At 71.6% G+C, this 21,164-nt stretch carries 21 protein-coding genes; 10 read left to right on the top strand and 11 right to left on the bottom strand.

The genetic code is table 11. From position 1 onward, the window contains the following. Positions 1-65 precede the first annotated feature (65 nt). Positions 66-278, top strand: a complete 213-nt coding sequence (locus tag AB0M76_RS27965; protein ID WP_365955474.1) for a hypothetical protein — start codon at positions 66-68, stop codon at positions 276-278. Positions 279-304: 26 nt separating this feature from the next. Here the strand turns inward: AB0M76_RS27965 and AB0M76_RS27960 are convergent, their stop codons facing one another. Then, on the bottom strand, positions 305-1,420 hold the full coding sequence (locus tag AB0M76_RS27960; protein WP_365955473.1) for a glycosyltransferase: 1,116 nt from the start codon (positions 1,418-1,420) through the stop codon (positions 305-307). Then, the gene (locus AB0M76_RS27955; RefSeq protein ID WP_365955472.1) at positions 1,417-1,956 is read right to left on the bottom strand and encodes a WcaF family extracellular polysaccharide biosynthesis acetyltransferase; all 540 of its coding nucleotides are present in this window, start codon (positions 1,954-1,956) and stop codon (positions 1,417-1,419) included. Before AB0M76_RS27955 ends, AB0M76_RS27960 begins: the two co-directional genes overlap by 4 nt. Positions 1,957-2,080: 124 nt before the next feature. On the opposite strand from AB0M76_RS27955, the gene AB0M76_RS27950 reads away from it, so the two are divergent. Then, the gene (locus AB0M76_RS27950) at positions 2,081-3,565 is read left to right on the top strand and encodes a hypothetical protein (protein ID WP_365955494.1); all 1,485 of its coding nucleotides are present in this window, start codon (positions 2,081-2,083) and stop codon (positions 3,563-3,565) included. Between the two features lie 22 nt (positions 3,566-3,587). Here the strand turns inward: AB0M76_RS27950 and AB0M76_RS27945 are convergent, their stop codons facing one another. From AB0M76_RS27945 to AB0M76_RS27935, 3 genes are read right to left on the bottom strand one after another with little or no spacing between them, the layout of a single operon-like run. Then, entirely contained in the window at positions 3,588-4,814 is a 1,227-nt protein-coding gene (locus AB0M76_RS27945; RefSeq protein ID WP_365955471.1) for a hypothetical protein, read from the bottom strand. After that, positions 4,811-6,598, bottom strand: a complete 1,788-nt coding sequence (locus tag AB0M76_RS27940; protein WP_365955470.1) for a lipopolysaccharide biosynthesis protein — start codon at positions 6,596-6,598, stop codon at positions 4,811-4,813. The genes AB0M76_RS27945 and AB0M76_RS27940 overlap by 4 nt, the downstream gene beginning before the upstream one ends. After that, complete coding sequence (locus AB0M76_RS27935; RefSeq protein ID WP_365955493.1) at positions 6,595-7,800, bottom strand: glycosyltransferase family 4 protein; 1,206 nt, start codon at positions 7,798-7,800, stop codon at positions 6,595-6,597. The genes AB0M76_RS27940 and AB0M76_RS27935 overlap by 4 nt, the downstream gene beginning before the upstream one ends. A gap of 157 nt (positions 7,801-7,957) precedes the next feature. On the opposite strand from AB0M76_RS27935, the gene AB0M76_RS27930 reads away from it, so the two are divergent. Next, on the top strand, positions 7,958-8,443 hold the full coding sequence (locus tag AB0M76_RS27930) for an adenylyltransferase/cytidyltransferase family protein (protein WP_365955469.1): 486 nt from the start codon (positions 7,958-7,960) through the stop codon (positions 8,441-8,443). A 64-nt stretch (positions 8,444-8,507) separates the two neighbouring features. Here AB0M76_RS27930 and AB0M76_RS27925 read toward each other — a convergent pair whose 3' ends face one another. After that, positions 8,508-9,230 (bottom strand): CDP-alcohol phosphatidyltransferase family protein, encoded by a 723-nt coding sequence (locus AB0M76_RS27925; protein ID WP_365955468.1) that lies wholly within the window; start codon positions 9,228-9,230, stop codon positions 8,508-8,510. 61 nt (positions 9,231-9,291) lie between these two features. After that, a complete protein-coding gene (locus AB0M76_RS27920; protein WP_365955467.1) occupies positions 9,292-10,491 on the bottom strand; it encodes an MFS transporter in 1,200 nt (399 codons plus the stop codon). A 73-nt stretch (positions 10,492-10,564) separates the two neighbouring features. Here AB0M76_RS27920 and AB0M76_RS27915 point away from each other — a divergent pair, with 73 nt between their 5' ends. Continuing rightward, positions 10,565-11,077 carry a MarR family transcriptional regulator gene (locus AB0M76_RS27915; protein ID WP_266625274.1) on the top strand — a complete coding sequence of 171 codons (513 nt, stop codon included), beginning with the start codon at positions 10,565-10,567 and terminating at the stop codon, positions 11,075-11,077. A 34-nt stretch (positions 11,078-11,111) separates the two neighbouring features. Here the strand turns inward: AB0M76_RS27915 and glgX are convergent, their stop codons facing one another. Further along, positions 11,112-13,436: a glycogen debranching protein GlgX gene (gene glgX, locus AB0M76_RS27910; RefSeq protein WP_365955491.1), complete on the bottom strand. Its 2,325-nt coding sequence runs from the start codon at positions 13,434-13,436 to the stop codon at positions 11,112-11,114. A 225-nt stretch (positions 13,437-13,661) separates the two neighbouring features. Between glgX and AB0M76_RS27905 the strand changes: the two genes are divergently transcribed. The 6 genes from AB0M76_RS27905 (at position 13,662) to AB0M76_RS27880 (ending at position 20,431) form a co-directional block, all read left to right on the top strand. Then, positions 13,662-14,882: an Ig-like domain-containing protein gene (locus AB0M76_RS27905; RefSeq protein WP_365955490.1), complete on the top strand. Its 1,221-nt coding sequence runs from the start codon at positions 13,662-13,664 to the stop codon at positions 14,880-14,882. A 162-nt stretch (positions 14,883-15,044) separates the two neighbouring features. Then, positions 15,045-16,268, top strand: coding sequence for an Ig-like domain-containing protein (locus AB0M76_RS27900; protein ID WP_365955466.1), 1,224 nt, complete (start codon positions 15,045-15,047; stop codon positions 16,266-16,268). Positions 16,269-16,354: 86 nt separating this feature from the next. Continuing rightward, positions 16,355-17,122, top strand: coding sequence for an enoyl-CoA hydratase-related protein (locus tag AB0M76_RS27895; RefSeq protein WP_266663542.1), 768 nt, complete (start codon positions 16,355-16,357; stop codon positions 17,120-17,122). A gap of 393 nt (positions 17,123-17,515) precedes the next feature. Continuing rightward, positions 17,516-18,019: an ATP-binding protein gene (locus AB0M76_RS27890; RefSeq protein ID WP_365955465.1), complete on the top strand. Its 504-nt coding sequence runs from the start codon at positions 17,516-17,518 to the stop codon at positions 18,017-18,019. Between the two features lie 433 nt (positions 18,020-18,452). Next, positions 18,453-19,244, top strand: a complete 792-nt coding sequence (locus AB0M76_RS27885) for a polysaccharide deacetylase family protein (RefSeq protein ID WP_365955464.1) — start codon at positions 18,453-18,455, stop codon at positions 19,242-19,244. Continuing rightward, positions 19,241-20,431, top strand: coding sequence for a hypothetical protein (locus AB0M76_RS27880; protein WP_365955463.1), 1,191 nt, complete (start codon positions 19,241-19,243; stop codon positions 20,429-20,431). The genes AB0M76_RS27885 and AB0M76_RS27880 overlap by 4 nt, the downstream gene beginning before the upstream one ends. Positions 20,432-20,516: 85 nt before the next feature. Here AB0M76_RS27880 and AB0M76_RS27875 read toward each other — a convergent pair whose 3' ends face one another. From AB0M76_RS27875 to AB0M76_RS27865, 3 genes are read right to left on the bottom strand one after another with little or no spacing between them, the layout of a single operon-like run. Beyond that, on the bottom strand, positions 20,517-20,669 hold the full coding sequence (locus AB0M76_RS27875; protein WP_365955462.1) for a hypothetical protein: 153 nt from the start codon (positions 20,667-20,669) through the stop codon (positions 20,517-20,519). Continuing rightward, on the bottom strand, positions 20,666-20,926 hold the full coding sequence (locus tag AB0M76_RS27870; RefSeq protein ID WP_365955461.1) for a tRNA-dependent cyclodipeptide synthase: 261 nt from the start codon (positions 20,924-20,926) through the stop codon (positions 20,666-20,668). Before AB0M76_RS27870 ends, AB0M76_RS27875 begins: the two co-directional genes overlap by 4 nt. A 23-nt stretch (positions 20,927-20,949) precedes the next feature. After that, on the bottom strand, positions 20,950-21,105 hold the full coding sequence (locus tag AB0M76_RS27865) for a tRNA-dependent cyclodipeptide synthase (RefSeq protein WP_365955460.1): 156 nt from the start codon (positions 21,103-21,105) through the stop codon (positions 20,950-20,952). Between the last annotated feature and the right edge of the window lie 59 nt (positions 21,106-21,164).

Raw genomic sequence — 21,164 nt, 5'->3', positions numbered from 1 at the left:
CGTTTTCGTAGGCGCTTCCCGGGTAGCCGCGGGTTCAGACGACCACGACTGTGGAGGCGAATCACATGGGAGGCATCGGCGGCTGCATCGCGCTGATCGTGGTGGGAGCCATTCTCACCTTCGCGACGGACTGGAAGATGGAGAGCGTCAACCTTGACGTCGTCGGCCTGATCATGATGGCCGCAGGCGCCATCGGACTCGCCGTCTACGCGAGCGTCTTCAGGCGCCGCCGCACGGCGGCCCTCCCGGTGGTGGACGAAACCCGCCGTGAAATCTAGCCCCGGGCCCGGTCCGGCCCGCGGAACTAGCGCCGGGCCTTCTCGTAGACCGGGAGGAGGGTGTCGAGGACCGCGTCCATCGAGAAGGACTCCGTGGCCAGTTTGCGGGCCGACAGGGAGGCTTCCGCGTTGGACTGCGGGTCCAGGAGGGCGAGGACGGCCTCCGCGACACCCGCCGGACCCGGGGTGACCGCCCGGCCGGCGCCCGCGGACGCGATGTCCCGGGCCAGGCCGTTCGAGTGCGTGACCACCGAGGGGACGCCCACCGAGAGGGCCTCGAGCACCGACATCGGGAACGGCTCGTCCACCGAGGGGAGGACGTAGACACGGGCCCGGCGCAGCTCCGCCAGGACCCCGGCGCCGGAGAGCGCGCCCGGGACCGTGAAGCGGGACGTGAGCCCCAGCTCCGCGATGCGCGCGCGGACCGCCGGCAGCTCGCCCTCGTCCGGGCCGGCCACCACGAACTCCGCGTCCGGGTGCGCCGCCAGGATCGCCGGGGCCGCGTCCACGAAGTCCACCGGGCGCTTACGGGCCTGCAGGCGCGCCGAGTACAGGATGCGCGGGGGACCGGCGAGCGCCGGCCGCTCCTCCTGCGCCGGGGTGCCGTTCACCAGCCGGACCGCCCCCGGCAGCGGGGCGCCCACCACCGCGTCGAGGCCCTCCCGTTCGTGCGGGGTCAGGTACAGCACCGCGTCCGCGCCGCGCAGCAGCCGGCGTACGGCCACCGCGTCCAACACCTTGGCCAGCAGCTTCTCGCTCGGGTCCACCATCCCGTGGGTCTGCAGCACCAGCGGCTTGCCGGCCCGCAGCGCCGCCAGGGCCACCGGCAGCGTCACCAGGTCCCGCGCCAGGTGGACGTGGACCAGGTCCGTGTCCCGGACCAGCCGGCCCGCCGAGGCCAGCAGGGCCGGCGAGGTCATCCCGCTGAAGCCCAGGGGCAGGATGCGCCGGGCCGGGAACAGCTTCGCCGGCACCTCCTCCACGGAGGTCGGCCACGGATCCGGGAAGCCTTCGCCGAGCGCCAGCAGGCCGGCCTCGTGGCCGCGTGCCCGCAGCCCCTTGGCCAGGTTCAGCGCGACCCGGACCGGCCCGCCGAAGGCGTGCGAGGGCGAGTGGAGCGTGACGGCGTGCAGGACTCTCACTTCGGCTCCTCGACCGGGCGGCGCTGCCCGTCCATCGTCTGCAGGGTCAGTGCAGGAAGGTTTCTGTGGACCACCGAACCGGCGCCCGCGACCGCGCAGCGGCCCATCGTGACCCCGGCCAGCACGGTCGCCCGTACGGCCACCCACGCGCCGTCCTCGACCACGATCGGAGCGTTGCTGTACCGGAAGTCGGCGGCCCGGTGGTCGTGCGAACCGGTGCACAGCATGGCTTCCTGTGAGATGCACACGTTCGCCCCGATGGTCACCGGCTCCAGGTTCAGCAGCCAGGCGCCCTCGCCGATCCACGTGTGGTCCCCGACGGTGAGCTTCCACGGCCACAGCACCCGCACCCGGTGCCGGATCAGCACGCCCTCGCCGATCTGCGCGCCGAACGCCCGCAGCAGCGCCACCCGCAGCCGGGCCGGACAGAACCACGCCATGAACAGCGTGTTCATCACGGCGAACCAGAGCGCCTGCGTCAGCAGCCCGCGCCCCTTGTCGTACCCGGCCAGCGTGAAGGCAGGAAGATCACGCAACTGTCGCCCCTCATCGTGCTCTGCAGGCGTGCCTCCCCGGGCGCCGCCCGCTCAGACTAGACTGCGCGCGGACCAGGCACATGGGGTGGGGGCAGCAGTGGCAACGGACATACGCAAGCCCTCCGTGACCCCGCCGGTTCCCGAGCTCGAGGACGAGCACAAGTGGGGCCGGGTCACCACCCCGCGCACCCTGCTCTCGCGCGCCCTGTCCGTCCCGCTCATCCTCGGCTTCACCGTCTTCCTGCCGCTCTTCGTCGCCGTCCAGTCCGGCGACGGCCAGCGCGACGCGGCCTTCTGGCTCCAGCTCCTGCTCACGATGTACGCGGGCGCCCGGCTCTCCGCGATGGTCCTGACCAGCCGACGCAAGCTGCTCCAGGGCTCCTTCTGGCTGTTCGTCTACATGGCGATGGGCGTCGCCCCGCTCGCGCAGGCCGTCCTCGGCCGGGTACCGACCCCCGTGGTCGGCCCCCGCTCCGACCTCACCATCGCCATCGGCCTGGTCCTGCTCGGCTGCACGGCGTTCGACGTCGGCGTCCTGCTCGCGCGCCACCGGCCGGCCGGCCGGGCCGGCGGCTCCCAGAAGGAGCCGCGCCCGGTCATGGCCCACCGGCGCCGCCTCCAACTGCTCACCGGGCTCTCCTTCCTGTGCAGCGCGGCCTTCATCATGAAGCTCGGCGGCCCGGCGGTCTTCTTCTCCAGCCGCCAGGAGATCATCGCGGGCATCGAGGAGGCGGGCGTCTCCAACGGCGACGGCCAGGCCGGCCAGGCCCTGCTGCGCGGCTTCGGCACCGTCCCGGCGCTGCTCGCCCTGCTGCTGTACACGCGCTGGCTGATCACCTCGACGTACGCCCGCCGCAAGGTCTCGATCATCGTCACCTGGGGGGCGCTCGCCCTGCTGAACCTGGTGGTCAACAACCCGATCTCGAACCCGCGGTACTGGTTCCTCACGGTCATGTTCGCGCTGCTCTTCACCGTCTTCCCGGTGAGCGCCGCGATGTACCGGGTCGCGCTGTCGATGGCCGTCGTGATCGCCCTGCTCGTGTTCCCCTTCGCGGACCGCTTCCGGTACGACGAGAAGAACTACAAGCCGGTCGAGACGACGTCGTTCCTGGAGCCGATGGCGCTGAAGGACTACGACCAGATCGGCATGTTCGCGAACACGATCACCTTCTCGAACTCCGGGCCCGGGCACTACTACGGGCACCAGCTCGCGGGATCGGTCTTCTTCGCGGTGCCGCGCTCGGTGTGGCCGGGGAAGCCGCGGGACACGGGCGTGATGGTCGGCCAGTGGATGGGGACGGTCAACACCAACCTGTCGTCGCCGATCTGGGCCGAGCTGTGGCTCGACTTCGGGCCGCTGGGGATGGGCGCCGGGCTGCTCGGCATGGGCTACGCGTCCGCGCGCGTGGACCGCCGGTACGCGAAGCGCGCCACGCGCAGGTCCCCGCCGGGGAGCCTGATCTCGGTGGTGGTCCCGCTGGTGGCGGGCTACTCGTTCATCCTGCTGCGGGGGCCGCTGCTCCAGGCCTCCGGCCGCGTGGCGATAGCCGCCCTCTGCCTGGCGCTCGTCGCGACGTACCGCCAGGACAAGTCCACCACCCTGCGCTGACTCCCGCTCGGCGGGCGCTGGGTCAGGCTGCGGTCGTGACCAGGGCCGGCGTCGGGGCCGGGGCCGGGACGCGGGAGACGCGGAGCCAGGCCGCCGCGGCCTTGAGGGCCGAGCCCGCCGCCAGGCCCCACGCGGCGCCGGCCACGCCCCAGAGCACGTACCCGCCCAGGAGCAGCGCCACCGAGAGGAGGGAGAAGACGACCTGGAGCGACAGCGTCGCCTTCGGGTTCAGCACCCGCAGGGTCAGCAGGGCGCACGTGCCCAGGCCCATCACCGCGTACTGGGCACCCGTGGCCGGGAGCAGCGCAGAAGCCGCCCCCCACGTGTCGCCCAGCAGCTGCCGGCCAACCCCCTCCGGCAGCGCGTACAGAACGGCACCCCACCCCGCACCGAGCACCGCCAGCACACCGCCCATCAGCAGCGTCAGCCGGACCACGCCCCGCTTGCCCGAAGCCCGCCCCACCACCGGCGGCCCGAACGCGTTCGCCGAGTTGAACAGCACGTTCAGCGGCCCGAAGAGCGTGGTCGCGCCGCGCAGCGCGCCCACCGCCAGCGGGGTGGCGAACAGCCCGAGGCCGAGCACCGCGAGCTGGCTGGAGCCGTTGCCCACCGCGAACTCGACCACGAACCGCTGCCCCAGGTGCCCGCGCCGCAGGTACGGCCGCAGGTCCGCGGCAGCGCCCCGTACGTATGGGAGCAGCAGCAACAGCCCCAGCGCCAGCGCCGGCAGCGCCGAGACACCCCACACCAGCACCAGCCGCCCCGCCGAGGCCCCTTCGGGCTGCAGCAGCAGCGCAGCGACCACGCACGCCAGCCGCAGCGCGTCCGCGGCCAGCGCCCGCTCGGGGGTGCGCAGCGCGGAGAAGCAGTACCGCAGCCCGTCCTGGACGAGCACCAGCGGCAGTACGAGGCCCAGCGCGAGGAAGGCCCGGCCGCCGGCCCCGGGCAGGGCGAGGCCTACGACGACCAGCACTGCGCCCACCGCCGCCGAGGCGGCCGCGGTGAACACGAGGCCCGAGCGGCACACCGCACCCAGCCGGTCCTCGGCCTTCTCCAGCACCACCGTCTGCCCGACGTACGCCATGTTCAGCCCGAGGAGCACGCTGAAGGTCACGTACACCATCGAGAAGTCGGCGAAGCCGGACGCCGAGGACAGCCGGGCGGCCAGCACGAGCACCAGGATGTTGGTGGCGCTGGACGCGGCCTGGTCCAGGACCGAGGAGACGGCGGCGAGGCCGCGCCGGCTCATCTGCGGCCCATGCGCACCGTGCGCAGGGCCACCGTGTCCGTGCCGTCGCCCGGGATGTGCTGCTCCGGCTCGGACTGCCGGTTCGCCTCGTGGGCCTGGTTCGGCTGCCGCGTGAGCGGCTGCGGCTGCGGCGCGGACGGCCGGGCCGCCTGGGCCGGGGCGGCCGCAGCATTCGACTTGCCGCCGCGGCCCCCGCGGCCGCGCTTCTCGCCCGGCAGCGGGGCGTGCAGCACCGCACCGAGCACCGTGCCGCCGGCGCCGCTGATCAGCTCGCGGATCCGGGACAGGTCGCTGCGGTGGACGGCGCGCGGGTCGCAGACGACCAGGACCCCGTCGACGCGGTCGACGAGCGCGAGGGCGTCGGCGTACGAGAGCACGGGCGGTGCGAGCACGACGACGGTGGAGTTGGGGGAGTCGGCCTCGGAGATCAGCCGGGTGGCGCGCGGGGAGGTCAGCGCACGGGCCACGTTGCGGACCGGCTCGCCCGGGATCAGGTCGAAGGCGCCGGACTCCCCGGCGTCGACGACGAGCTGGCGTCCGTCGGGCCAGTCGGAGTCGCCGTGCGCGGCGGCGTGCCCGCCGGCGGCCGGGCCGCCGGACGTCTGGCTCCAGCGCGGCCGCCCGCCCGCGCCGGTCGGCAGCTGGCTGGCCAGCACCGGGGTGCGCAGGTCGGCCTCGATGAGCAGGACGTCCTTGCCGGTCTCCGCGAAGGAGGCGGCCAGGTTCACGGCCGCGGCGGCGGCGGTCTCGCTGCTGCCGCGCGGCGCGACGACGAGCAGTCGGCGCCGGTCGGCGAAGCGGGAGTCGTAGGCGAGCCGGAAGGCCACCGAGCGGAACTCCTCGGCGAGTCGGGGGTCCTCCTCGCCGGCCGCGAGCAGCGGTCCCCCGATGGTCTTGGCCCGCGGCAGGTAGCCGAGCACGGGGGCGCGCAGGGCCCGCGCGACATCGCCCTCGGAGCGCGGCGCCGGGTCGAAGACGAGCCGGACCCACGCGGCGAGCAGGCCGAGCGCGAGGCCCACGGCCGCGCCGAGCGCGAGCGACATCGGGATGCCCGGGCCGTCGGTGTCGGACGGCGGGGTCGCGGCGCTGGTGACCCGGCCCGGGGTCATGTCCAGGGCCTGGAGCTTGGCGATGTTGCTGTTGAGCGTGTTGACCTTGCTCTGGAGGTCCGTCTTCGAGGAGTACGCGGCGTCGCGCCCCGGACCTGCCGGCATGGCGTTGATCTGCTTGACGAGCTCGTCGAGGTTCTTGGCGACCGGATCGCGCTGCTCCTGGTAGCCCTTGACCATCTTGTCGCGGGTGACGTCGAGGGATTCCTGCCGCTTGAGCAGGTAGGCCTCGGTCATCGCGTTGGCGCGGGTCGAGGCCTCCTTGGGGGAGGACGCGGTGTAGGTGAAGCGCAGCACCATCGTCTGCGGTGGGTTGGTCACCTGGAGGCCGCTGCGCAGGCCGCCGAAGTCCTTCGCGGACACGCCGAGCTTCTTCGCGGCCTCGTTGGCTATGGAGGAGCTGAGCGCGACCTGCCGCTCCGAGCCGATGTTGATCGCCTTGTCGGGCGCGAGGCTCGGGTTGAACGGGTCGTCGGTGGGTGCGCGCAGCACGATGTCCGCGGTCGCGACGTAGGTGTCGGCCGTGGAGATGCCGAGGTAGACGCCGCCCAGCAGGCCGATGCCGACGCCCGCGCCGAGGAGGCGGCGGTAGCGCAGGAGCTGCTTGAACTGGTCCCTGAGGAGATCCGGTTCGTCCTCCGTCGGGACCGCTGCAGGGCGATTCGTCTCGATCACGGCCGCGGACCCCCAAGTGCTTCGTCTATCAGTGCGTCGATGCGGGCCAGGCCCGCGTCACGGCTCAGGTGGGCCGCCACGTGGCGGGGCCCGGCCGCCCCCAGTGCATCCGCGCCCTCGGGGTCCTCGGCGAGGGCCCGTACGGCCTTCAGCAGGGCGTGGGGGTCCTCCGGTGGTACGAGCACCCCTGCGCCCGAGCGTTCCACTTCCTGGGCGGTACCGCCTTCCGCCGCGACGGAGGCGACGACGGGCCGGCCGGCCTGGAAGTAGGAGGTCAGTTTGGACGGCACGCTCATGTCGAGCACGGCCGCGTGCTGCGTCACGGCCAGCACATCCGCCGCCGCGAGGATATCCGGGAACTCTCCGTCGGCGGCAGGGGGGATGATGTCCAGATTCGGTACGTCGGCCGCGAGGTCGGCGAGGGCCGAGCGCTGGCTGCCGTCTCCCATGAGGACGAAACGGACACCCGGATCGAGGCGGGCGGCGCCGACGAGCACCTCGAGGCCCTGCTTGAGGCCCATGTTCCCGGAGTGCAGGACGACCGGCTGGCCGGGTGCCCAGCCCAGGTGGCGGCGGGTCTGGCCGCGCGGCCTGGTGGGCTGCGGGACGTGGGACCAGTTGGGGACGAGGCGGATCTTCTTCGGGTCCACGCCCATGCCCACGACCCGGTCCACGAAGGTCTCGTGGATGACGCCGACCAGGGTGGCCCGCTTCAGGGCGTACGCCTCCGCGCGCCCGGCGATCGCGGCCGCCTTGTCGCCGCCGCTGATCCCGCTCTGCGCGGCGGCCGCGCCCATCAGGTCCTGGACGACGGGGATGTACGGGACCTTCCAGCGCGCGGCGAGCCGGGCGGCGACGACGCCGCCGGCCAGGCTGGGCATCTGGGCCATGACCGCGTCCGGGCGCGGCATCCGGGGCGGAGCCACGGTGCCGTGCAGCAGAATCGATCCTTCAAACAGGGCCCGTTTGACGGCGGTCTGACGGGGCGGCACGGTGTGTGCACGCCGGTGCACAGTGACCCCCGCGCGCTGTTCCGTGCGCCGGAGCGCCCCCTTGTACTCCGGCTCCAACGACCATGACGGATAGTGCGGCATACCGGCGAGGACGTGGGTGTCGTGGCCGAGATCCGCCCAGTGCTCCGCGATCTGGGTGGCGTACGGCCCAATCCCCGCGTGCTCGGGAGCGTAATTGGTGGAAACCAGCAGTAGGCGCCGGTGACCGGATCTCGACACTGAACGTCCCCTTCTCCCCTGGATGATGCGCTCGTCACCCTATTCGTTCACCGACAGGGTGCGGAACGTGCACGCTATTGTCTGCTAATCCGCCACACCGGGGGGTGTGGCCGCTGGGGGGTAACTCATGACGGAGCGCGACATGTCCGAACTTGGCGCACCTGCGCGCAGACCGTACCGAGTCGGGTATGCCCCGGGTGCTTACGATCTGTTCCATATCGGACATCTCAATATCCTTCGGCACGCCCGGAGTCAGTGCGACTACCTGGTGGCCGGGGTGGTCTCCGACGAGATGGCGGAACTGGCCAAGGGCCGGCGCCCGATGATCCCGCTTGTGGAGCGCCTCGAAATCGTCCGCAGCGTGAAATATGTGGACGCCGCGTTCGTCGAAACGGTCCCGGACAAGGTGGAGACCTGGAAGCAGGTCCGCTTCGACGTGATCTTCAAGGGCGACGACTGGCGGGGCACCCCCAAGGGCGACAAGCTGGAGAAGGATTTCGCCGCCGTCGGCGTCGACGTCGTCTACTTCCCCTACACGGTGCACACTTCCAGCACCCAGCTGCGCCGGGCGCTGGACGCGCTGTCCGAACCGCTCAGCGCCGAGCGCCGCTGAGCGGGTACGGACCTGAGCGGGTGCGGAGCCTGAGCGGGTCCCGAGCCTGATCGGGTACGGACGCTCAGCGCGGTACGGCGCTGAGCTCCCGGAACCACTTCGCGAGGAACGCCAGCAGGAACAGCGCGGCGACCGCGCCGAGCCCCGCGTACGCCCAGCGGAACAGCCCCCCGCCCCCGAGCAGCAGGAACACCAGGCAGAACACCCCGTAGTCCACGGGCAGCAGCGCCACCGCACGCACGGTCGACGGTGCGGCGGCGGGGCTCCCCGGCGCCGGCTTGGGCTTGAGCTTCTCGGTCAGCAGCCCGCCGAAGAAGGTGACGACCGAAGCGAACTGGAAGCCCAGCGGCACCAGCAGCCAGCCGTCCCCGCCCGTCCCGTACGCCTCCGGGAAGCGGTAGAACGCGATCAGCACGCAGGTGTGCAGGGCGGTCAGCTTGGCGCAGTCCACGACGTGGTCGAGCCATTCGCCCGCCGCGCTGCCGCCCCCGCGCAGCCGGGCCAGCTGCCCGTCGGCGGAGTCGAACGCGAAGCCGACGGCGAGCGCGGCCCACACGGCGATGCCCAGCCCCCACGAGGGCGCGGCGAGCGCGACGGCGGCCACGGCGGCGAAGCTGAAGGCGGCGCTGACCAGCGTCACCTGGTTCGGGGTCAGTCCGAGCGCGTACGACACGGCGGCCAGATACCGCCCCGCGGGCCGGTTGACGAATCGCGAATAGAGCGACACCCCCTTCGCCGACTTCTGCGCCCCGCGCAGCTCCCGCAGCGCGGTCCCGACTTTGGCCATGCGTACCCCTGATTTCCTGAGGCGGCACACGTGTACGGGTGCACGTGTGTACGAAGGCACATCATCGCAGGGCGAGTGAGGGTTCCCGCTCCGGTTCCCTGCGGACGTCCGGGAGCAGCAGTACGGACAGGTTCGCGGCGGCGCTCAGGGCGGCCGCAACCAGCAATGGCGCCGCGGTCCCGGTGACCCCCGCCAGCGGCGCCGCCACCGCCAGCCCCAGCGGCCGGGCGGCGAAGGAGATCAGGGTGTCGAAGGAGCCGACCCGGCCCAGTGTCTCCAGCGGGATCCGGCGCTGCACCTCCGTCTCCCACAGGGGACTCAGCACGCCCAGGCCGAACATCGCGACGAAGAAGGCTGTCGCCGTCACCGCCACGGGCAACCGCAGCCCGAGGGCCGTGAGCGGCAGGGCCTGCGCCGAGGCCCCGACGGCCACCCCGTACAGCGGCCGCCGCACGGGCAGCCGGCCGGCGGCCCAGACCCCGACGAGCATGCCGGCGGTGCCCACCTGGGCGATGACCACCCAGGTCGCCGCACCGCCCAGGCTCTCTACGGCGATCAGCGGTCCCAGGGTGAGCAGCAGGCCGGCCGCGAGATGCCAGACGCCGTGGGCGAGCACATTGGCCAGGAACCAGGGGTGGCGCCGGGTCTCGGACCAGCCGGCCCGCAGTTCGGCGGTGAACCCGGCATGGGTGCGCACGAGCGGCGCCGGGGCGGTCCGCAGCCCGCCGAGGGTGAGCGCGGAGGCGGCGAACAGCGCGCCGGTCAGCAGGGAGGACCAGCCGGCCCCGAAGACCAGCATCATCGTGCCCGCGGCGGCGGGCCCCGCCATCTGTGCGAGCCCGGTCGCCACCCCGAGCCGGGAGTTGACCCGCAGCCGGGCCTCGGCGGGGACGACCGCGGCGACGAGTGTGCGGGCCGAGGGGTTGCCGAAGGCGACGCCGGCGCCGGTGACCGCCGCCAGGGCCGCGAGCTCGGGGATCCGCACCGGACCGGTCAGCAGCAGTACCCCGGTTGCGCCCTGCGCGGCGGCGCGCACCAGGTCGGCGGCCAGGACGACCCGCCGGGCGGGGAAGCGGTCGGCGGCCACGCCCGCGACGGGCAGCAGGAGCAGCATCGGGAGCAGTTCGCTCGCGAGCACGATGCCGAGGTCTCCGGCCGAACCGGTGCGCACGACGGCCAGGGTGAGAGTGGTGGGGATCAGGGCGCTGGCGAAGGCCGCGAAGGTGCGCCCGGCGAGAAGCCGCCAGATCGACGAGGTCATGACAGCAGATAATATTTCGCCAGCGAATGATTCGTCAACGAAGTATCGAGTCCGGGGTGCGATACTTCCGACCATGGACACGGAGTACGCCGAGGATTCGGTCGACCGGCACATCGCCCGCTGGAGCGGCAAGGTCCCCTTCGACGTGCCCACCGAGGCGGTCATCACGCGGATCCAGCTCCTGGCCAAACACGTGAAGTACGGCAAGGAACGGGCCCTGGCCGAGACCGGACTGCAGGAGTTCGAGTTCGAGACCATGCACCGGCTCGCCTCCCGCGGCACGCCCTGGCGGGCCCCCTCCGCCGAACTCGCCGCCGAACTGCTGCTCTCCCCGGCCGGGATGACCGGCCGGCTCGACACCCTGGAGAAGTCCGGGCTGGTCCGCCGGGTGCGCGCCTCCGGGGACCGGCGCCGGGTCGACGTGGAGCTGACCGACGACGGCCACCGGCGCTGGACCGAGGCCATGCGCTGGCGCGGCATCGCCGAGGCGGAGATGGTCGACCCCCTCGACGACGGGGAGCGGGCCGCGCTCTCCGCCCTCCTCAAGCGGATGCTGCGGCACGTCGAGGAGAAGCAGGAGAAGTAGCGGCCGTCACCTCCGCCCCCTCGGCCCGCGCCCCTCAGCCCACCACCCGCAGCAGCAGTACCGACCGGGCCGGCACCGTCAGCGTCTCCCCGCCCCGGAACCGGGTGCCGGGAGGCGCCGCCTGGTCCTCCCGCGCGGTGTCCAGCACCAGTTCGTACCCCGCCGCCCACGGCGCGCCCGGCAGCACCCACGCCACCGGCCGGTCCCCGGCGTGCAGCAGCGCCAGGAAGCTGTCGTCGCTCACCTGGTGCCCCCGCTCGTCGCGCCCGGGGATGTCCCGCCCCGACAGGTACATCCCGAGCGCGGCGGCCGGCGCGTACCAGTCCCGCTCGGTCATCTCCATGCCCGCCGGGGTGAACCAGGCCAGGTCCCGCAGCCCGTCCGCGCCCTGCGGCCGCCCCGAGAAGAACGCCCGCCGGCGCAGCACCGGATGCTCCTGGCGCAGCGCCACCAGCCGCGCGGCCAGCGCGCACAGGTCCCGCCAGGCCGGGTCCTCCAGCAGCGACCAGTCCACCCATCCCGTCTCGTTGTCCTGGCAGTACGCGTTGTTGTTGCCGCCCTGCGTCCGGCCGAACTCGTCCCCGGCGACCAGCATCGGCACCCCGGTAGAGAGCAGCAGCGTGGTCAGCAGGTTGCGCAGCTGCCGCCGCCGCAGCACCCCGATGCGGGCGTCGTCCGTTTCTCCCTCCACCCCGCAGTTCCACGAGCGGTTGTCGTTGGTCCCGTCGCGGCCCGCCTCCCCGTTGGCCTCGTTGTGCTTGCGCTCGTACGACACCAGGTCGCGCAGGGTGAAACCGTCGTGCGCCGTCACGAAGTTCACCGAGGCGTACGGCCGCCGCCCGCCCCACGCGTACAGGTCGCTCGAGCCCGACAGCCGGTACCCGAGATCCCGTACGTCGGGCAGCGCGCCCCGCCAGAAGTCCCGTACGGCATCCCGGTACCGGTCGTTCCACTCCGTCCACAGCGGCGGGAACGCCCCCACCTGGTAGCCGCCCGAGCCCACGTCCCACGGCTCGGCGATCAGCTTGACCCGGCGCAGCACCGGGTCCTGGGCGATGACCGCGAGGAACGGCGAGAGCATGTCCACGTCGTGCATCGAGCGGGCCAGCGCCGCCGCCAGGTCGAAGCGGAAGCCGTCCACCCCCATCTCCGTCACCCAGTAGCGCAGGGAGTCCGTGATGAGGCGCAGCACGTGCGGCCGCCCGGCGTGCAGGGTGTTCCCGCAGCCCGTGTAGTCGGCGTACCGGCGCTGGTCGGACTGGAGCCGGTAGTAGCCCCGGTTGTCGATGCCGCGCAGCGAGAGCGTCGGGCCGAGCTCGCCCGCCTCCGCCGTGTGGTTGTAGACCACGTCGAGGATGACCTCGATCCCGGCCGTGTGCAGGGCCTTCACCATCCGCTTGAACTCGCCGACCTGCTGCCCTGCCGTGCCGGACGAGGAGTAGCCGGCGTGCGGGGCGAAGTAGCCGATCGAGTTGTAGCCCCAGTGGTTGCGCAAGCCCCGGCGCAGCAGGTGGTCCTCGTGCGCGAACTGGTGCACCGGCAGCAGCTCGACCGCCGTCACCCCGAGCCGGGTCAGGTGCTCGACCGCAGCCGGATGGGCGAGGCCCGCGTACGTGCCGCGCAGCTCCTCGGGAACACCCGGATGGCGCATCGTGAACCCGCGCACGTGCAGCTCGTAGATCACCGAATCGGCCCACGGGGTCTTCGGCCGGACGTCGTCCGCCCAGTCGTCGTCATCGTGGACCACGACCCCCTTGGGGACGAACGGCGCCGAGTCGCGGTCGTCGCGCACGGTGTCCGCGATGTACTGCTGCGGCCAGTCGCGGACGTGCCCGTACACCTCCGGCGGCAGCGTGAAGTCCCCGTCGACGGCCCGCGCGTACGGGTCCAGCAGCAGCTTCGCCGGATTGAACCGGGCCCCCGTCCACGGGTCCCAGCGGCCGTGCACCCGGAACCCGTACCGCTGCCCGGGGCGCACGCCGGGCAGGAAGCCGTGCCAGATCTCGTGCGTCAGCTCGGTCAGCGCGCACCGGGTCTCGGCGCCCTCCGCGTCGAAGAGGCACAGCTCCACCGCCTCCGCGCCCTGGGCCCACAGCGCGAAGTTCGTGCCCGCCGTCCCGTCCGGGCCGGTGCGAAAACGCGCCCCGAGCGGGTGTGAGGACCCCGGCCACACCGGTGGCCCCGGGCGCGTGACGGCCCGTAAGGCCGGCTCGAGGTCCCGTGCCACCGCGCCGTTCACCCGGCCGTTGACGTGCGGGACGGGCGGCGCGGCCCCGCCGCTGCGGACCGCGTCCACGGCCTCCACCGAATCCACGGCCTCCGCGGCCTCCACCGAATCCAACGACTCCACTGACTCCATGGCGGCGGCATCCACCGCCTCGTACTCGGCTGCGCTCGACACTGCCCGCCTCCACGGCTCCTGGGTACCGGCGGGGGGAGGGGAGAGTGCGGCCCCGGCGTCCCGGCCTGGGCCCGCCCCCGTCTGGTCCTTCCCACTGTTCTGCCCGGAGAGATCTGCCCGGAACGTGGCCCGCGCTCACGTTTCCCCCGGAGGGGGCCGGTCGTTGGAGGGATCGTGACACTTCTGACGAGGCGGGCAGGGGCGGGCTTGGCCGCCGTGGCGGCATGGGCGGCCCTGCTGGGCGGCCTGGCCGGATGCACCGAGAGCGGCGGTTCCCCGGTCGAGATCCAGCTCCCCGGCAAACCCCGGTCGCCCGACGAGGCCATCCGGATCACCCCCGAGGACAACGCCAAGGGGGTCCCGGCCGAAGGCCCGCTGACGGTCAGAGTCCCCGAGGGCCGCCTCGAGCGGGTCGTGGTCACCAAGGTCGAGGACGCCCAGGAGGAGCGCGTCCCCGGCTCCATCGCCCCCGACGGCCTCAGCTGGAGCCCCGACCCCGCGGGCGGCAAGCTCGCGCTCGCCGCCAAGTACACCGTGGACGCGGTCGCCCTCGACGGGCACGAGCGCCGCCAGGCCCGGCACACCACCTTCACCACCTACGTCCCCGAGGAGCGGTTCATCGGCTACTTCAAGCCCGAGAACCGCTCCACCGTCGGCACCGGCATGATCGTCTCCTTCAACTTCAACCGGTCGATCGAGAACCGCGCCGACGTCGAGCGGGCCATCACCGTCACCTCCAAGCCCCCGGTGGAGGTCGCGGGCCACTGGTTCGGCAACGAGCGCCTCGACTTCCGGCCCAAGCAGTACTGGAAGCCCGGCACCGAGGTCACCGTCACGATGAATCTGCGGGACGTGCAGGGCGCGCCCGGCTCTTACGGCATCCAGGACAAGGCCGTCACCTTCACCGTCGGCCGCTCCCAGGTCTCCACCGTGGACGCGGAGGCGCACACGATGGAGGTCCGCCGCGACGGGAAGCTGGTCTCCACCCTCCCGATCAGCGCCGGAGCGCCCAAGAACACCACCTACAACGGGAAGATGGTGGTGCTGGAGATGTTCGACGTGACCCGGATGAACGGCCAGACCGTCGGCTTCGGCGGCGAGTACGACATCCCCGACGTCCCGCACGCCCTGCGGCTCACCACCTCAGGGACCTTCCTGCACGGGAACTACTGGGCCAGCCCCGACACCTTCGGCTCCACCAACACCAGCCACGGCTGCGTGGGGCTGCGCGACGACAGGGGCGGCGGTTCGGACACCCCGGCCGGCTGGTTCTTCGACCGGACCCTGGTCGGGGACGTGGTGGAGGTCGTCAACTCGCAGGACAAGACGGTGGCCCCGAACAACGGGCTGGGCGGCTGGAACATGGACTGGGCGCACTGGGTCGCGGGCTCCGCCCTCGGCTGACGCACCGGGGACCGGCGGCTCCGCGCGACGCGCCGGTCCTTCCCCGTTCTTGGGACGGAACGGTGACAAGACCGTTTCTCTTCGTGATCCCCCCATGTGATTTCCTGTCGACAAGCGCGCGACTGTCCGCGCGCGGGGGACATGGGGAGAAGAAGAGTGAACGTGCAGCCGATACGCGGCCGCGCCCGCCGCACCGGCCTGCCGGCCCTCCTGCTCGGAGCGGCACTGCTGCTCACGAGCGCGTGCAGCGGAGGCGGCAACACCGGCGGCGGAGGCGGCGACAACGCTGGGGGCGGCGGGGGCGGCAAGACCGGTACCGAGGCATCCAAGGCCGTTGTCAGCGTCAAGCCGGACGACGGCGCCAAGGAGGTCGCCACCAGCGGCATCCTGAAGATAACCAGCACCGGCGGCAAGCTGACCACTGTGACCGTCGCCGACACCAAGGGCAACGCCGTCGACGGCAAGCTCGCCCAGGACGGCGCGAGCTGGGAGCCCGCCCGCAACCTGGCCGCCGCCACCGAGTACAAGGTGCACGCCGTCGCCAAGGACGAGGCCGGCCGGGAGTCCGCCAAGGACACCACGTTCACCACGCTGACCCCGACCAACACGTTCGTCGGCCACTACACGCCCGAGGACGGCGAGACCGTCGGCGTGGGCATGCCGGTGTCGTTCAACTTCACCCGAGGCATCACCAACACCGAGGCCGTCGAGAAGGCCATCACGGTGACGGCCGAGCCGTCCGTGCCGGTCGAGGGCCACTGGTTCGGCAACGACCGCCTCGACTTCCGCCCCGAGAAGTACTGGGCCGCGGGCACCAAGGTCACCGTGAAGATCGCCCTCGACGGGGTCGAGGGCCGTCCCGGCGTCTACGGCAAGCAGACCCGTACGGTCACCTTCACCATCGGCCGCTCGCAGGTCTCCACGGTCGACGCGAGCGAGCACACGATGCAGATCGTCCGCGACGGCCAGGTGCTCAAGAACATCCCGATCACCGCGGGCGCCCCGTCGACGACCACGTACAACGGGCAGATGGTCATCAGCGAGAAGTACAAGGTGACCCGGATGAACGGCGCGACCGTCGGCTTCGGCGGCGAGTACGACATCTCGGACGTCCCGCACGCGATGCGCCTGTCGAACTCGGGCACCTTCGTCCACGGCAACTACTGGGCCTCCTCCGGCACGTTCGGCTCCGAGAACGTCAGCCACGGCTGCGTGGGCCTCAAGGACGTCCGCGGTGCGGGCGACGGCAACCAGCCCGCCGCGTGGTTCTTCAACGAGTCGCTGATCGGTGACGTCGTCGTCGTGAAGAACTCCAAGGACAAGCAGATCGCCCCGGACAACGGCCTCAACGGCTGGAACATGGACTGGGCGGAGTGGATCAAGTAGTCCTCCCCCGTACGTAGTCGAGTGGCCCGGTGCTGTGACCCACAGCACCGGGCCATTCCCTGTTAACCGCGGCTAACCTTCCGCCTATGACCCTCTCTCTCGAAGTCTCCGAAGGCGTCGGCACCCTCCGCCTGGACCGGCCGCCCATGAACGCCCTGGACATCGCCACCCAGGACCGGCTGCGCGAGCTCGCGGTGGAGGCCACCGACCGGGCCGACGTCCGCGCGGTGATCATCTACGGCGGCGAGAAGGTGTTCGCGGCAGGCGCGGACATCAAGGAGATGCAGACGATGGACCACGCGGCGATGGTCGCCCGGTCCCGCGCGCTCCAGGACGCCTTCACGGCCGTGGCGCGGATCCCCAAGCCCGTCGTCGCCGCCGTCACCGGCTACGCCCTGGGCGGTGGCTGCGAGCTCGCGCTGTGCGCCGACTACCGGATCGCCGCCGACAACGCGAAGCTCGGCCAGCCCGAGATCCTGCTCGGCCTGATCCCCGGCGCCGGCGGCACCCAGCGGCTGTCCCGGCTGATCGGGCCGTCCAAGGCCAAGGACCTGATCTTCACCGGCCGTATGGTCAAGGCCGACGAGGCGCTCACGCTCGGGCTCGTGGACCGGGTCGTGCCCGCCGCCGAGGTGTACGAGCAGGCGCACGCCTGGGCCGCCAAGCTCGCCCAGGGTCCGGCGATCGCGCTGCGCGCCGCCAAGGAGTGCGTGGACGCGGGCCTCGAGGCGGACATCGACACCGGCCTGACCATCGAACGCAACTGGTTCGCGGGCCTGTTCGCCACCGAGGACCGTGAGCGCGGCATGCGCAGCTTCGTCGAGGAGGGCCCCGGCAAGGCGAAGTTCCTCTAAGCGGTCTCGGGGAGGTGGGGTTGCGTTTTAGCGTCGTCCGGTGCGGTGCATCGCACGGCGGAGCGGCACGCTTGTACGGGACGTACCAGGGTGCTGCGACAACGCGGCGAGGCGCCGTGCCGGGCGGCGCGGGGGCGCGTGCCCCACTTCCCCGAGGCTGCTTAGTCCTCCCTGGGGGTGGATTAGCCAGGCCTTAAAGCAGCCTTAAGGAGCTGTGGAGATCCACTCGGGGTGATCGTCCGGGGGCGGTGTGTCACCGCAGATCAGGATGGTTTCGCGGGCTTCCGATTGCCCAACGCATATGACGGGACGCCCCCTTGGAGTCGACTATTCCGGGGGGTGTTTTCCTGCGGAACGGCCCGGACGGGCGTATCGGCCGTCCATGATGGGTTCATGGCGGGCCTGGAGGGTGTGGAACAGCCGCGGCAGCGCAGCAGCGCTTCCGCCGTACGGCTGACGGCGGCTCTTGAGGACGAACAGGGTCTCAAGGCGCTGGAGTTGTACGGGAATCCGGCCGAGGCGGAAGTGACGCTCCCGTCCATGCCCGAGTCGGCGAGCGCGGCCCGCCGGCTCACCCAGTACGTGGTGATCCGCTTCTGGGGCTTCTCCCCGCAGGTGTCCGAGCACACCGTCCTGCTGGTCTCGGAGCTCGTCGGCAACGCGGTGCGCCACACCGGCGCCCGCTCCTTCGGCTTACGGATGCTGCGGCGGCGCGGCTGGATCCGGGTCGAGGTGCGCGACCCCTCGCGCGGACTGCCCTGCCTGATGCCGGTCCACGAGCTGGACACCACCGGCCGGGGGCTCTTCCTCGTCGACAAGCTCTCCGACCGCTGGGGCGCCGACCTGCTGCCGCGCGGCAAGATCACCTGGTTCGAGATGCGGGTGGCCGACCGCTGACTCCGGCGCCCCTGTGCCCCTTGATCGCAGACGGCCCCTTGACTGCCATAGGCCCCTGAAATGCCTGAAGCCCCCGGTCGCCGTAGTGGGGCGTCGTGGGGGCTTCATGGGTCCGCCGAGGATCGAAGGGGGTGTGATCCTCGGCGTGGCGACTTCGCTCGGGTCAATGGGGAAGCCGTGATTCCGACTATGGCAGACGGGCGACCAAACGCCAAAAGTCCCAACTTGGACATAAGTGTGCAAATACTAAGAGTTTCCAGCTAAATCCTAGGTGAGGTCGGCCACTCACCTCGCAATCAATGAATAACTATCCACCGTTGTGTGTGATTCGTTGATCGCAAACCGGACACTCCCTCGCATGGGTGTACTCCGGTGAAGGTCCCGAAATGGGTCAATCGTTATCTTCAGGGTCATCCACGACTTAAATGGGCGGGTGCTCTGCTACCCGGACCGCCGATCCGCCCTCCGCGCCGGCGCGGCAGCCGCCGCCGGCGCCCTCACCGCCGCCTGCGGCGCCGGCGGCCCGGCCCCCTCCGCGCCCCCGGCCGAGGCCGCCCCGGTCACCGGGCCGGCCGCACGGGTCGGCCGGGCGGCCGCGCCCGGCCCGCGCCGGATCCCCGGACAGCCCGACGAGATCGGGCACGGTCCGCGCGACCGCCCCCGGGTCGCCCTCACCTTCCACGGCAACGGGGACCCCGCCATCGCCCGGGCCGTACTGGCCGAGGCCGAAAGAGCGGGCGCGCGGGTCACCGTACTGGCGATCGGCAGCTGGCTCGACGCCCACCCGGACATGGCCCGCCGGGTCCTGGACGGCGGCCACGAGCTCGGCAACCACACCCAGCGCCACCTCGCGATCAACGAGATGCCCGAGGCGGAGGCCTACGCCGAGATCACCGGCTGCGCCCAGCGGCTCAAGCGGCTCACCGGCTCCATCGGCACCTGGTTCCGGCCCTCCCAGACCCAGTACGCCACCCCCCTCGTCACCAAGCTGGCCCGGCGGGCGGGCTACCCGCACGTCCTCTCGTACGACGTGGACTCCCTCGACTTCACCTCGCCCGGCGCCGCGGCCGTCATCCGCACCGTCACCGGGACGATCCGCAGCGGATCGGTGGTGAGCCTGCACTTCGGCTACGCGGACACGGTCGACGCGATGCCGCCCCTCCTCGAAGAACTCGCGCGCCGCAACCTGCGCGCGGTGACCACCACGGAGCTGCTGACCTCATGACGACCACCCGCCCTCCCCGGAGGGCCACCGTGCTGCTGGCCGGTCTGCTCCTCGCCGCCCTGGCCGGCTGCGGATCGGCCGACAAGGAGGCCGCCGAGGCGCTCGGCTCCGCGGCCCCGGCCCGCCAGCCCGTCAAGGCCGTCCCGGCCGCGCCGCAGGGCCTGGCCGGGATGCCGCCGCTCCTCGACCCGAACGACGTGTACGCGGCCGACCGGCCGAACAACCTCGCCCCGGTGGTCAAGGGCTTCCCGTCCCGCGTCTACGTACCGAACACCACCTCCAATACGGTGTCCGTCATCGACCCGAAGACGTACAAGGTCATCGACACCATCACGGTCGGCATCCAGCCCCAGCACGTGGTCCCGTCCTGGGACATGAAGACCCTGTGGGTCAACAACAACCGCGGCCACACGCTCACGCCGATCAACCCGGCCACGGGCGAGGCCGGCGAGCCCGTCGAGGTGCACGACCCGTACAACCTGTACTTCACGCCGAACGGCAAGTACGCGGTCGTGATGGCCTCCATGGACCGCGAGCTGGTCTTCCGTGATCCGCACACGATGAACCGCGTGAAGACCGTCCCGGTGACCTGTTTCGGCGTCAATCACGCGGACTTCTCCGCCGACGGCCGCTACTTCATCGTGAGCTGCGAGTTCTCCGGCGAGCTCCTCAAGGTCGACACCGAGAAGATGGAGGTCGTCGCCCAGCAGAAGCTGCCGTTCGAGGGCGCGATGCCGCAGGACGTGAAGGTCTCCCCGGACGGGAAGACCTTCTACGTCGCGGACATGATGGCGCACGGCATGTGGGTGTTCAGCGGCGACAAGTTCGACATCCCCAAGCTGCTGCCCACCGGCAAGGGCACCCACGGCCTGTACGTCAGCCGCGACTCCAAGGAGATGTACATCTCCAACCGCGGGGAGGGCAGCATCTCCGTCTTCGACTTCAAGCAGAACAGGCTCACCAAGAAGTGGGAGCTGCCCGACGGGGGCAGCCCCGACATGGGCGGCGTCTCCGCCGACGGCAAGGTGCTGTGGCTGTCGGGCCGCTACAACTCCGAGGTCTACGCGATCGACACGGCGACCGGTGAGCAGCTCGCCAAGATCCCGGTGGGCGGCGGCCCGCACGGCCTGGCCGTCTACCCGCAGCCCGGGCGCTACTCGCTCGGCCACACCGGCATCTTCCGCTAGGCGGCGGGGAGTACGGGGCGTACGGGACACGGCGACACGGCGGCGCCCCGGGAGCTCGCACAGCTCCCGGGACACCCCCGTACCGTCACCAGGCGACGGGAAGCCGCTCCGGCAGCCGCTTGATGAAGCCCGTACGCCACACCAGGTTCTCGGCGGGCACCGCGAGCCGCAGCCCGGGCAGCCGTTCCACCGGCACCCCGCCCTCGAACTCCCGGCCCTCAAGCCGCTCGACGCTCATCGGCGTTCCCTCCGGAATTGTTCGTCGGTCTCCAGGAAATGCAGGACGCGGCGGTGCAGGAGTTGGTAGACGGGGTTCGGCTGGAACTCGGAAAGTGCTCTCACGCGGATTTCTGCATGGGGATGCCCTGATTCCTCCACGCCTTTGAGAATGCGCCGCCGGACCGCCTTGATCCCTTTCGCGGCACGATTCTCCGCGTGTTCCCGGGTGTGGCCGAAGGCGGCGAACATCCGATCCACATGGAGGTCGGCGTACACGAAGTCGACCTACGCGAAGCGGGTCACGGCCCATCCGGCGCGACTGCTGTGCGGTCTGCGCTGAAATAGCTGTTTCCGGGGCTGACTCCGATGAGCACATGGTCGCCGTCTTCCCGGATATGGCGGCAGGTGCGGGTGAAGGGCAGAACTTCGAATGATGCGCCGACTGTGATCGTCACCTGTGTGATCGCCCTTGTTGCCGCTTGTCCCTGGGAGCCCTGCGCTCCTGGTGTGGCGG

The organism is Streptomyces sp. NPDC051364 (genome assembly GCF_040682115.1).
Lineage (GTDB): Bacteria > Actinomycetota > Actinomycetes > Streptomycetales > Streptomycetaceae > Streptomyces.
Note: the sequence above shows the minus strand (reverse complement) of the source record. Positions and strands in the feature narration are given on the sequence as shown.

Bases quoted from the DNA above. Each gene is read 5' to 3' on its own strand.
- AB0M76_RS27920 (WP_365955467.1), bottom strand. From the start codon at position 10,491: ATGACCTCGTCGATCTGGCGGCTTCTCGCCGGGCGCACCTTCGCGGCC.
- AB0M76_RS27880 (WP_365955463.1), top strand. From the start codon at position 19,241: ATGACGACCACCCGCCCTCCCCGGAGGGCCACCGTGCTGCTGGCCGGT.
- AB0M76_RS27915 (WP_266625274.1), top strand. From the start codon at position 10,565: ATGGACACGGAGTACGCCGAGGATTCGGTCGACCGGCACATCGCCCGC.
- AB0M76_RS27895 (WP_266663542.1), top strand. From the start codon at position 16,355: ATGACCCTCTCTCTCGAAGTCTCCGAAGGCGTCGGCACCCTCCGCCTG.
- AB0M76_RS27875 (WP_365955462.1), bottom strand. From the start codon at position 20,669: ATGAGCGTCGAGCGGCTTGAGGGCCGGGAGTTCGAGGGCGGGGTGCCG.
- AB0M76_RS27890 (WP_365955465.1), top strand. From the start codon at position 17,516: ATGGCGGGCCTGGAGGGTGTGGAACAGCCGCGGCAGCGCAGCAGCGCT.
- glgX (WP_365955491.1), bottom strand. From the start codon at position 13,436: ATGGAGTCAGTGGAGTCGTTGGATTCGGTGGAGGCCGCGGAGGCCGTG.
- AB0M76_RS27930 (WP_365955469.1), top strand. From the start codon at position 7,958: ATGACGGAGCGCGACATGTCCGAACTTGGCGCACCTGCGCGCAGACCG.
- AB0M76_RS27925 (WP_365955468.1), bottom strand. From the start codon at position 9,230: ATGGCCAAAGTCGGGACCGCGCTGCGGGAGCTGCGCGGGGCGCAGAAG.
- AB0M76_RS27965 (WP_365955474.1), top strand. From the start codon at position 66: ATGGGAGGCATCGGCGGCTGCATCGCGCTGATCGTGGTGGGAGCCATT.
- AB0M76_RS27945 (WP_365955471.1), bottom strand. From the start codon at position 4,814: ATGAGCCGGCGCGGCCTCGCCGCCGTCTCCTCGGTCCTGGACCAGGCC.